General features: G+C 46.6%; 8 protein-coding genes. All 8 read left to right on the top strand.

All coding sequences use genetic code 11. The features are described from left to right. Positions 1-26 precede the first annotated feature (26 nt). The gene (bshC, locus tag EBO34_RS07115; RefSeq protein ID WP_122897211.1) at positions 27-1658 is read left to right on the top strand and encodes a bacillithiol biosynthesis cysteine-adding enzyme BshC; all 1632 of its coding nucleotides are present in this window, start codon (positions 27-29) and stop codon (positions 1656-1658) included. A 483-nt stretch (positions 1659-2141) separates the two neighbouring features. Beyond that, positions 2142-2573 (top strand): division/cell wall cluster transcriptional repressor MraZ, encoded by a 432-nt coding sequence (mraZ, locus tag EBO34_RS07110; RefSeq protein ID WP_122897210.1) that lies wholly within the window; start codon positions 2142-2144, stop codon positions 2571-2573. Between the two features lie 46 nt (positions 2574-2619). Then, positions 2620-3552, top strand: coding sequence for a 16S rRNA (cytosine(1402)-N(4))-methyltransferase RsmH (gene rsmH, locus EBO34_RS07105; protein WP_122897209.1), 933 nt, complete (start codon positions 2620-2622; stop codon positions 3550-3552). Between the two features lie 221 nt (positions 3553-3773). Then, complete coding sequence (ftsL, locus tag EBO34_RS07100; protein ID WP_122897208.1) at positions 3774-4139, top strand: cell division protein FtsL; 366 nt, start codon at positions 3774-3776, stop codon at positions 4137-4139. Positions 4140-4156: 17 nt separating this feature from the next. Further along, positions 4157-6415: a penicillin-binding protein gene (locus EBO34_RS07095; RefSeq protein ID WP_122897207.1), complete on the top strand. Its 2259-nt coding sequence runs from the start codon at positions 4157-4159 to the stop codon at positions 6413-6415. A 741-nt stretch (positions 6416-7156) separates the two neighbouring features. Next, on the top strand, positions 7157-9094 hold the full coding sequence (locus EBO34_RS07090) for a stage V sporulation protein D (RefSeq protein ID WP_122898604.1): 1938 nt from the start codon (positions 7157-7159) through the stop codon (positions 9092-9094). A gap of 93 nt (positions 9095-9187) precedes the next feature. Then, positions 9188-10666, top strand: coding sequence for a UDP-N-acetylmuramoyl-L-alanyl-D-glutamate--2,6-diaminopimelate ligase (locus EBO34_RS07085; protein WP_122898602.1), 1479 nt, complete (start codon positions 9188-9190; stop codon positions 10664-10666). Further along, complete coding sequence (locus EBO34_RS07080) at positions 10653-12023, top strand: UDP-N-acetylmuramoyl-tripeptide--D-alanyl-D-alanine ligase (RefSeq protein WP_122897206.1); 1371 nt, start codon at positions 10653-10655, stop codon at positions 12021-12023. The genes EBO34_RS07085 and EBO34_RS07080 overlap by 14 nt, the downstream gene beginning before the upstream one ends. The last annotated feature ends 30 nt before the right edge of the window (positions 12024-12053 follow it).

Here is a 12053-nt window from a genome sequence, read left to right as displayed (position 1 = left end):
ATGTTGAAGGCGAGAGGTTGTTACCTATGCATATCCAATACGAAGATGTACGGGGTTTGAACCCGTTCCTAGATGAATACATAAATGCAGACGACCGGCTTATGTCCTTTTACGATTACGGTTATGATGATGAAAGTATTAAAAAACGGGCAAAAGAACTGGCTGCCCGGTCATTTAACCGTGGTTCGTTAAAGGACGTTCTTTATTCTTTTAATAAAAAGATGGGAGCAGGTGAAGAAACCTTCACTCAAATCGGGAAATTAACCAGTGAGCGTTCCCTGATGATTGTCGGAGGACAGCAGGCCGGTTTATTTACGGGACCCCTTTATACGGTCCACAAAGTGATCTCGATACTTGCTCATGCAGATAAAGCAGAAAAGGATCTCGGGCTCCCGGTCATTCCATTATTCTGGATTGCCGGAGAAGATCACGATATTGATGAGATTAACCATATCTTTGTTTACTATAAACAGGACCTGAAACGCTTTGCTATGAAGGAAAGGAACGATCTGAAAATTCCTGCCTCGAACAGGAACCTCAATCGTGAAGAAGCGAAGAAGGTTCTTCTGAGTACGATCCGTCACCTGCAGGAAACCCAGGATACAAAAATAATCGCTTCCGACTGGGGAAAGCTGATCGATGAATCCAAAACTTATGTTGATTTTTTCGGGAAGCTGATTCACCACCTCTTTAAAGGAACAGGGATCGTTCTGATGGATGCCCAGGATGAAGCGGTCCGTAAGCTGGAGAGACCTTTCTTCAATGAACTGATCGAACGGAATGGAAAATTACGTCTGGCTTTTGAAGAGCAGGCTAAACGGTTTAAAACTGCCGGCTTTGGTGAGCCTGTTTCAATTGATCCGCGCCTCTCCCACCTTTTTCTCGATGATCACAATGAGAGAACGCTTCTATACAGTGATGACCAGGAAGGAGCATTTACGAATAAAGAAAAGACAAGATCCTGGACGATAGACGAGCTTCATCATATTGCTGAAACAGATCCGGCTAAACTGAGTAATAACGTTGTCTCCCGGCCTGTAATGCAGGAATGGCTTCTTCCGGTTCTCGGATTTATTTCAGGAGCAGGTGAAATTAAATACTGGGGGACGCTGAGCAGTGTTTTTCGGGAGTTTGATTTTAAGATCCCGCCCCTCATTCCAAGAATGCAGTTTACCCTTGTTGACAGAGGGGCATTAAAGCGTGCTGGAAAGAGGGACCTTTCCATCAGGAAAACGATTGAACAGGGAGCTTCCGAAAAAAGAGACGAGTGGTATGGCCGGAACAGGCCGGCTGATTATGACCCGGTATTTGAAAAAGCGGAAGAAGAGTTTGAGTCGCTCATGGAGAAAATGGCAGCCAATCTTCGGGAGCACGCTTCAACGGATGTGGATCATGAGCGTTTTCAAAGGATGGGCAAAGGTGTCCTGGATCGGTATAAACGCCAGGTTGACAGGCAGGTAAACCGGACCCTTGCACCGTCAATGAATCATTTTAATTACGTTAACACGGTTCTGCGCCCGCAGGACGGACTTCAGGAACGGACAATTAATGTTCTTCCGTTTCTGAATGGCTATGGCACCGATGTGATCAGGCAACTCACTGCCCGGGTCTTGGAAAACGGACCCGACCCAAAGAAGCATACGGTTGTTATTTTATAGTGATTTTACAAAAATAGTGACTTTACAAAGCCGGTATCAAAAGAAATTTCCTTTTGATGCCGGTTTTTAGTTGATTATTGTTAAATTCAGGTGTTGGTTTTCGCTCAGGTGCTTTGGGAAATTCATTTTATCTTTGGACAATGGTGGGTTTATCCTGACAAATTCTCAGTTATCCTGAACAACCGACGCCTGAAAAAAATATTCTGAAAAAACCCTCCCCACTTCGCACCACAAACCAGCTCCATTTTTCAAAAAAACGCCTTTGTTTTAACCCCTCCAGAAATCCCCCACGCTCTCCCACCATTCCTCCCACAATCCCCCACCAGCCCCTGTAAACACTGTCAAACAGCATTATCAAAGGATTTTGACTAAGTCCAGACAGAGGGATTATTACAGTTTAAAAACTTTTTTCAAAAGAAAGTGGAGGAAAGTGGGGGGATGTGGTAGATTAGTATTAAGAAGTGGGGGAGGGGGTGAGCCGGGATGTTCATGGGAGAATATCGCCATAATATTGACGAGAAAGGCAGGATGATAATTCCTGCTAAATTCCGTGAGAATCTCGGTTCCTCCTTCGTAGTTACAAGAGGGTTAGACCAATGTTTGTTTGTTTATCCTGAAGAAGAATGGAGACACTTAGAGCAAAAGCTTAAAACCTTGCCATTCACAAAAAAAGATGCGAGGGCCTTTACACGATTCTTCTTTTCCGGTGCTACTGAATGTGAACTGGATAAACAGGGGCGTGCGAATATTGCTTCTGTTCTCCGTTCATACGCAAAGTTAGAGAAGGAATGTGTAATTATCGGTGTCTCAAACCGTGTGGAAATATGGAGTAAAGAGATTTGGGAAGAATATGTTGCTGAATCAGAAGACTCGTTTGCAGAAATAGCCGAAGGCATTGTAGATTTTGACTTGTAATAGATATACGCAAGGTTCTACAAGCAGTTAAAGGACAGGTGTAGAAATGTTTGAACACGAAACGGTACTTAAAGAAGAAACGGTTAATGGCCTTAATATCCGCCCTGACGGGATTTATGTTGATTGTACACTGGGAGGCGGAGGCCATAGTGAGCAGATTGTGAAGCAGTTGGGGGAAAGTGGCAGATTGATTTGTTTTGATCAGGATGATCGGGCACTTGAATTTGCCAAAGAACGATTATCACCTTACAGGGAACGTATCACATTTGTTCGTTCGAATTTTCTCCATTTAAAAGAAGAACTCCATAACCTCGGCATCACGAACGTGGACGGATTTGTGTTCGACCTTGGTGTTTCATCCCCTCAGTTTGATGAGGCGGACAGAGGATTCAGCTATCGCTTTGATTCCAGGCTGGATATGAGAATGGATCAGACCCGGGAATTATCAGCATATGAAGTTGTAAATGAATGGTCTTTCCAGGATCTGATGAAAATCATCAGCCAGTATGGTGAAGAACGATTTGCCAAAAACATTGCCCGGAAGATTGAAGCTGCACGTGAGGCGAAGCCGATTGAGACGACGGGAGAGCTTGTAGACGTCATAAAGGATGCGATACCGGCTCCTGCCAGAAGAAAAGGCGGGCACCCGGCAAAGAGGACGTTCCAGGCAATCCGGATCGCTGTCAACGATGAACTGACCGTGTTTGAAGAAGCTCTGAAGGATGCAATTGACCTCACAGCACCGAAAGGCCGACTGGCCGTCATTACGTTTCATTCATTAGAAGATCGTTTATGCAAGAAAGTGTTCAAAGAGAGAAGTGCTATGCCGGAGCTGCCTAAAGGACTTCCTGTCATTCCTGAAGGATTTGAACCTGAACTGACACTCGTAACAAGAAAGCCAATTCTTGCGAACGAATCGGAACTGGAAATAAATTCAAGGGCGAAATCAGCCAAGCTGAGAGTTGCGGAAAAGAATTGACGTGTTTAAGGCCGTTGTTGACTGGAGCATATGAGTAACACTCGTTGGGAAATACCGTGATCGTGAAAGAGAATTCAAAAACGCATAGCAGTCTCCCCGCCGCCTGTGGAAAGGGAGTACAAGTAGCAGAAGTCAACATAGAGGCCTAAAAGGGCCAAAAGAGAAAAAGATATAAAAAAGAGATAAAAAAAGAGACAAGAGAAACTGGGAGGGGTATAACTATGAGCCTTGCAAAACAGCAAATTCAGCAGCCGCTGCACCAGCCTGAAAGACAGCTTAAACAGAAAAAACAGCGTGTTTTTAAAGGCGGGATTACACGGGGAGAGAAGATCATTTATCCATTGACATTTCTTGCTGTCGTTTTTGCGGCTTACGTGATGTTATCAAACTATGCTACGATTTATATTGCAAACCACGAAATTCAGAAAACAGAGCGTAGCATTACGGAGCAGTCGAGTGTGAATGAAGGTCTTTCCCTGCAAGTGAAGGACTTGTCTGAACCTGACCGCATTCTCCATATTGCCCAGGCGGAGCTTGGCATGGAATTGAATGATCAAAATGTAAGAGTAATCCAAAATCAGGATTAATAAGCGGGTGTTGTGAAATGGAAGTTACAAAAAACAGGAAGATTACCGTGCGTGCCCTATGGGTTCTCGGAATCTTCCTTTTCTTTATCAGTATTGTATTCGGAAGGTTTGTCTACATTCAGGCAGCGAAAGAAGTTCAGGGGCAGGACCTCCGGGCGCTTATTGAACAAAGGTGGTCACAGACTCACACCATTGAAGGGAAGAGGGGATCGATACTTGACCGGGAAGGTGAAGCAATTGCCGAAGAGGTGGCATCCTATACGCTTATTGCTGTCCTTGACGACAGCTATGGCAGCTATGTAAGTGATCCACAGGAAGCGGCGGCAAAAATCACCTCAGTCCTCGATCTCGATACGAATGCAGTTGCAGAACGTCTTTCTCAGGATTTAGTGCAGGTGGAGATCCCTGGTGCGAGATACTTAAGTGTCGAAGAAAAGGATGCCCTGGAGGAACTTGAAATCGACGGCATCATTTTCAGAAAGGATCCAAAGCGCTATTACCCGAATCAGACATTCGCTTCTCACCTCATCGGATATACCGAGCGTGACATGAGCGTAGCGAGAATGGGTCTTGAGCAGAGCCTTGATGAATACCTTAGTTCTGAAGACGGATCAATCACATATCAGCGAGACGGTGCTGGACGGGCTCTAGTTAATACAGAGGATTTGATTAATCCGGCCCGAAATGGGAACGACGTGTACTTAACGATCGATAAGAAAATTCAGATGGTCCTTGAACAAGCTCTTTCTCAGGTGGATGAGGAATATTCTCCGGAACGGATGATCGGTATCGTTGCAGATCCGAAGACAGGGGAAATACTGGCTATGAGTAACCGGCCGAGCTTTAACCCGAACAACTATGAATCTATAAGCAATTACACAAACTATGCTGTAAGCTCCCGGTTTGAGCCGGGGTCAACCATTAAAGCACTGACCCTTGCAGCAGCGATTGAAGAAGGCGTCTACAACGGCGACGAACTCTACCAGTCCGGTACGTATCAGATCGGTCCGGACCGTATTCCGGACCATAACGGCGGGAGAGGCTGGGGGGAAATCACCTATGATGAAGGATTCCAGCGATCTTCAAACGTTGCCTTTTCAAAACTTGCACTTGAAAAGCTCACCCCGGACACCTTCTTTGACTATGTAGATGCCTTTGGGCTGAGAGAACCTACAGGGATTGATATTCCTAACGAATCAGGCAGCTCCATCGCTGATTTCAGACCGATTGATGCAGCCACTACCGCGTTCGGACAAGGTTCGGCGATTACTCCGATTCAGCAGGTCCAGGCAGCTACAGCTATTGCAAATGGCGGTAAGATGATGAAACCTTACGTAATTGACAAAATTTATGACAAAGACTCAGGTGAAATTGTTTCTGAGACTGAGCCTGAAGTTGTCGGTGAACCGATATCAGAAGAAACGGCAGCGGAAGTTCTCGGTCTTCTTGAAACGGTTGTTTCTTCATCAGCAGGAACAGGGCAGCCATACGCCATTGACGGATTTGATATCGCCGGTAAGACAGGTACAGCACAGATTAATAACCCTGACGGACCTGGCAGGCTTACAGGCCACGGGAATCACATATATTCCTTTATGGGAATGGCACCGGCTGATGATCCTGAAGTAATTGTCTATGTTGCCGTGGAACGCCCTGATATTGAGCTGCACGAAACTGGAGCCATGCCGGTGTCAAAAGTATTCAAACCTGTCATGCAGCAAAGTCTTCAGTACCTGAACATCACTCCTCAAAGTGTGGAAGAAGAGCATGTGGAGGAAGCTGGTATTGTTATGGAAGACTTCAGTGGTGAATCCGTTGAAAAAACAGAAGAAACATTGAAGAATTACGGGCTCGATCCCGTCATTATCGGGGAAGGAAACACGGTCATCTCCCAGTTCCCTAACCCGGAAATGTCCATTCTCCCTTATGAGAAAGTATTCATGAGGACAAATGAGGAAGAATTCCTCATTCCGGACATGTCTGGTTGGTCCGGAAGGCAGGTACATGCCTGGACCCGTCTGGCGGATATGGAAGTTACCATAGACGGCAGCGGCTTTGTTATAAGCCAGAGTGTGCCTGCGGGGACAGAAGTGACGTCGGGCCAGAACTTAAGTGTGGAGCTCGGAAGCGGGGATGAACCTGCCGCGGAGCAGGGAGATACCGGTGATGAAACTGAGTACGAAACGGAAGAAGAAAACGAAGAAAGCGCCGGAGAGGAAGAAACCGAAGAAACCGAAGAAGACGAAGTAGAAGAAGACGAATTCTTTATGGATTAACACCAGACCTCTTTCGACTGGCTCTGAAAAATACAGCACAGTGTGGGGCGGCTCATCTCCAGCATGCGGGAATCGGAGTCAGACCTACAGTCCATTTTCGGGAAATAAGGTAATTGGATACATCCATCTTTATAGAGGCTGGGAGAGAAGTTTTTTAGCCAACGAGCATCCGAACGGTTCATTTGCGGTACAAATAAATCGCTCCTGAAATATACTTCGCTTCCCGCTGGAAGCGGGTTACCCTCTTCCAGCATACCTGCTTCTTCTTCTGTCAGCTAACCTTTGCAGCTGTCTGGGTCGAAGCAACTCGTCGCATTGTCATGAAGTAAAGGCTCGTCACATCGGTATCTCACCTTTGCTTTTCATCGAAGGCACTGAAAAAGTTGTTTTGTACTTTTTCAGTGGCTTCTTTTAATCCCGCAGGAGTCTGCGTATATTTCATCCGCTATGTTCGTGCGTTGTTCGGATTCTCAGCTAAACACATTCTTTATGTCCCAGCCTCTTTCAGATTGTCGATAAATCTACTTATTCTTTAAGCGTGAGTTATAAAATAGAAAGTGGTTTTCACAAACATTTTTGGGTTGAACAGAAAGAAATGACGCCCGAATGTCCGAACAATCCTCCATCACAGAGAAAAGATCTTTATCAACTGCCTTAAAGGACAGGTTCTAACCTGTCCTTTATTTTCATAAAACTGAACCAAGCCGGTCTTTGAATAGAGTGGGAGGTTCATATATGAAAATGAAGCGGGTATCTAATGTGACCGTGCGGAGGCGGTTAATCGTATCTTTGATGATCGGATTGGTTGTGTTTTCAGTCATTGCGGGAAGACTCGGTTATGTCCAGCTCGTGCTCGGGCAGGAACTGAGTGAAAAAGCTGCAGACTTGTGGAGCAGGAACATTCCGTTTGAAGCGAAGCGTGGAGAGATTCTTGACAGAAACGGAACAGCACTGGCGACGAATGTGAGTGCTCCGAGTGTTCTTGTTGTGCCGAGACAAGTAGAGGATCCGAATAAAACAGCAGCGGGACTTGCAGAAGTATTGAATATTGACATCCAGCGTGCGTATGAACTGGTGACAAAAAAGGAATCGATTGTACGAATCAATCCTGAGGGCAGAAAGATCTCCAATGAACTTGCAAATGAAGTGAGACTTCTCCAGCTTGATGGCGTCTATATTGCTGAAGATAACCGCAGACACTATCCTTTCGGGAAATATCTTTCCCACGTCCTTGGCTTCGCAGGTATTGATAACCAGGGACTTACAGGCCTTGAGTTGTATTATGACCAGTACCTTAAAGGAGAGGAAGGGCATGTCTCTTTTTATTCCGATGCAAAGGGAAGAAGGATGCCGAACCTGGCAGATGAATACACTCCGCCGCTGGACGGGATGAATCTGACGCTTACTATTGATGCCAACATTCAGACCATTATCGAACGGGAACTGGACATAGCAGAGGCGACCTATAACCCGGACGGGGCCATCGCCATCGCCATGAACCCGAATACGGGAGAAGTCCTCGGGATGTCTTCGAGACCGCACTATGACCCGGGAAGGTTTAATGAAGTCCCCCCGGAGATCTACAACCAGAACAAACCGGTCTGGAGCCAGTATGAACCGGGATCGACGTTCAAAATAATCACCTTGGCAGCCGCCCTGGAAGAAGGAAAAGTCGATTTAAAAAACGATCATTTCCATGACCCGGGTTCCATAGAAGTGGCAGGACACAGGCTCCGCTGCTGGAAAAAGGGCGGACATGGTTCCCAGACGTTCCTTGAAGTCGTACAAAACTCCTGTAACCCGGGGTTTGTAGTCCTGGGAGAAAGACTGGGCAAGCAAAAACTGTTTGACTACATCCATGACTTCGGATTTGGTGAAAAAACAGGAATTGACCTTCAGGGCGAGGCTAAGGGAATATTGTTTGATCTTGATAACGTCGGACCGCTCGAGCAGGCAACCACCGCTTTTGGCCAGGGGGTCAGTGTAACGCCGATCCAGCAGGTTGCAGCAGTGGCTGCGGCAGTGAACGGAGGGTATTTATATACACCATATCTCGCAAAGGAATGGACAGATCCGGACACGGGAGAAGTCGTTTCCCGAACCTCCCCTGTAATGAAAAAAGATGTGATATCAGAAGAGACGTCAGCCCAGATCCGGGATGCTCTTGAGCACGTTGTAGCAAAAGGAACCGGACGCGGGGCGTTTGTAGACGGCTACCGTGTCGGCGGAAAAACCGGTACAGCACAAAAGGCTGAAGGCGGGCGTTATCTTGAAAATAACCATATCGTCTCGTTTATCGGGTTCGCTCCGGCCGATGACCCTCAAATCGTCGTTTATGTAGCAGTAGACAACCCGAAAGAAACCCTTCAGTTCGGTGGAATTGTAGCCGCGCCTATTGTTGGGAACATTATAGAAGATGCACTGCCTGCCATGGGAGTGAAAAAACGGGAGCACCAGATTGAAAAGGAGCGGATGTGGAATGATGAACCCATCCTTGAGGTGCCTGATCTGATCGGCCGGACTGTAAAAGATATAAACCAGGCATATTATGAGCTTAAACTTGATGTATCCGGGGAAGGAGAAGAAGTAGTTCTCCAATCTCCGGACCCGGGAACAAGAGTAAAGGCAGGATCGGTTGTGCGTATATATATGGATGACAAAACAGAAGAGAATCAGTAAAATAGAAACGGTGTCTTTCCACGGAGGGGTCTTAATGGGACTCCTCCTATACAGAAAGCCGGAGGAAATGAAATGAGGGATATACATATGACAATGAATCTTCAATCACTCCTGGAGTGTTTGCCATCTTATGAGTACATAGGTAACGAGAATCCTGATATCAAGTCCGTTCATATGGACTCCAGGGAAGTAACAAAAAACAGCTTGTTTATTTGTGTCCGCGGTTTTACCGTGGACGGCCACAGCTTTTTTAATGATGCAGTAAAAAAAGGAGCAGCGGCACTCATTGCGGAAGAACAGCTGGATACTGATGTGCCAGTTATTGTAGTCAAGGACTCCAAACGAGCCATGGCTCTTCTCGCCAACCGCTTTTACGGGTATCCGACGATGGATATGAACCTGATAGGGGTTACAGGTACGAATGGGAAAACAACAACCGCTCATTTAATTGAGAAAATTTTAACCGACGCCCGGAAGACGACGGGGATGATCGGCACAATGTACACCCGGTTCGCAGGTGTCGAGCACCCGGTACAGAACACAACACCCGAATCACTGCCTTTGCAGAAAACGTTCAGTGAGATGAAAGAGGCCGGTGTCGACACAGCTGTTATGGAAGTTTCTTCCCACGCTCTTGAAATGGGGCGTGTCCATGGCTGCCATTACAATGTGGCGGTCTTTACGAATTTATCCCAGGATCACCTTGATTATCACGAAACGATGGAGAAGTACCTTCATGCAAAGGGGCTCCTTTTTGCCCAGCTTGGTAACGGTTATTATCCTGAGCAGAAAAACCTTGCTGTACTTAACGCTGATGATGAAGCGTCAAAGGATCTACTTAAGATGACAGCAGCTCCTGTAATTCAGTACGGTGTTAATAATGACGCTGAAATAAAAGCCGTTGATCTCGTCTTTGACGAAGGAGGTTCCAGATTTACAGTGAAAACACCTGAGGAGAGTGCACCCGTACGCCTGAATATGGTCGGAAAGTTCAGCGTATATAACGCCCTTGCGGCGATTGCGGCTGTCAGAATGTCAGGCATCCCCCTTAAGGATGTGATCGCGAGTCTTGAGGATATAAGCGGAGTTTCCGGCAGAGTGGAAAAAGTTACAAATGACAACGACCCGTTTACCATTCTCGTTGATTACGCCCATACGCCGGACAGCCTTGAAAATGTGCTGGAGACCATTAAGGAATTTGCCACCGGACGGGTCTTTACTGTAGTGGGATGCGGCGGAGACCGAGACCGGACGAAGCGGCCTCAGATGGCCCGGGTGGCAGAGAAGCTTAGCGATATGGTCTTTCTTACGTCCGATAACCCCCGTTCAGAAGCACCTGAGCAGATTCTTGAAGATATGAAAGCCGGCATGAAAAATGACAGGTACAGCGTGATTGTCGACCGGAAGGAAGCCATTGAGCGTGCGGTTAGAGAAGCAGGATCCCGGGATGTCATTTTAATTGCCGGAAAAGGCCATGAAACGTATCAGATTATTGCCGGTCAAACCTTTGATTTTGATGACCGGATTGTTGCAAAACAAGCGTTGGAGGCGTTGACTGATGACAAATCTTAAGTTGAAATCCGATCTGGTATCCCAGGTGTCCCTATTAGGCCGTGGTGTCCAGCCTGAATCGTTTAATGGAGTAAGTATCGATACGAGGACTCTCGAACCGAATGCACTGTATATTCCGATTGTGGGAGATCGCTTCGACGGACATCAATTTATTGATAAAGCCGTTGAAAACGGAGCGAAGGGAACGCTCTGGAAAAAGGGGATACCTCTGCCTGACAGCCTGCCGGACGGTTTTCCTGTTTATTTTGTAGAAGATACATTAAATGCCCTTCAGGACCTTGCCCGGCGATACCTGACAGAGGTGGAGCCCACCATTATAGCTGTGACCGGTTCCAACGGGAAAACGACGACAAAAGACATGATTGCCCAGGTGCTGGCTGAACGATTTACGGTTCACAAAACGGACGGGAATTATAATAATCACATCGGACTTCCCCTTACTGTACTCCGGATGCCGGAGAAATCCGATGTGCTCGTATGTGAAATGGGAATGAACCATAAAGGGGAGATTTCCTTTCTAAGCCAGCTTGTTAACCCTCATTATGCTGTAATCACCAATATAGGTGAATCCCATATGGAACAACTTGGTTCCCGTGAAGGTATCGCTGAAGCGAAAGGTGAAATAACTGACGGTATGAAGGCAAGCGGAGTGCTTATTGCAGATGCCGATGAACCTCTTCTTGACCGGGAATGGAAAACGAGTGTGATTACCTGTGGTTTTAAGGACTCGGCATTATTCCTGGCGGAGAAATTCACCAACACCGAAGATGGGGTAACCTTTTCTGTCAAGGGCATAAATGGTGAGTTTACCGTGCCTGTTCTCGGTGCCCATAATGTAAAAAATGCTCTCTATGCCATTGCTCTCGGGGCTCATCTGGGGCTTACCGATGAAGATGTGCGCCGCGGTCTTGCCGGGCTCCGGCTTTCCGGAATGAGAATGGAAAGAATGAAATCCAATACAGGAGCCCTGATGATCAATGACGCCTACAATGCAAGCCCAACTTCCATGATAGCTGCGATTGAAACGATGAAAAATATGGAAGGCTACAAAAACAAGGTCCTCGTGTTAGGTGACATGCTGGAGCTTGGTGAGAATGAAAAAGAACTTCATGAGTCAGTTGCGGGTCATATTCCTTCATCCTGCACCCATGTTGTAACCATCGGAAAAAAAGCGACATGGATTTCCTGCGCACTGAAAAAGGAAAAGGGTGAAATGCCGGAGATCCGATCCTATGAACAAAAGGATGAGGCAGAGAGCTATCTGGCTTCTTTAAACCTGCCTGAAACAGTGTATCTGTTTAAAGCATCCAGAGGCATCAAATTTGAACAGCTTATCGAACAACTACAATCCAATTAGAAACCGCAATGATGTACGCGCACTTTAGAA

Source organism: Alteribacter keqinensis, from assembly GCF_003710255.1.
GTDB classification, from domain to species: domain Bacteria; phylum Bacillota; class Bacilli; order Bacillales; family Salisediminibacteriaceae; genus Alteribacter; species Alteribacter keqinensis.
Note: the sequence above shows the minus strand (reverse complement) of the source record. Positions and strands in the feature narration are given on the sequence as shown.

Coding starts and splice junctions, on each gene's coding strand:
- bshC (WP_122897211.1), top strand. CDS start 27: ATGCATATCCAATACGAAGATGTACGGGGTTTGAACCCGTTCCTAGAT.
- mraZ (WP_122897210.1), top strand. CDS start 2,142: ATGTTCATGGGAGAATATCGCCATAATATTGACGAGAAAGGCAGGATG.
- rsmH (WP_122897209.1), top strand. CDS start 2,620: ATGTTTGAACACGAAACGGTACTTAAAGAAGAAACGGTTAATGGCCTT.
- ftsL (WP_122897208.1), top strand. CDS start 3,774: ATGAGCCTTGCAAAACAGCAAATTCAGCAGCCGCTGCACCAGCCTGAA.
- EBO34_RS07095 (WP_122897207.1), top strand. CDS start 4,157: ATGGAAGTTACAAAAAACAGGAAGATTACCGTGCGTGCCCTATGGGTT.
- EBO34_RS07090 (WP_122898604.1), top strand. CDS start 7,157: ATGAAGCGGGTATCTAATGTGACCGTGCGGAGGCGGTTAATCGTATCT.
- EBO34_RS07085 (WP_122898602.1), top strand. CDS start 9,188: ATGAATCTTCAATCACTCCTGGAGTGTTTGCCATCTTATGAGTACATA.
- EBO34_RS07080 (WP_122897206.1), top strand. CDS start 10,653: ATGACAAATCTTAAGTTGAAATCCGATCTGGTATCCCAGGTGTCCCTA.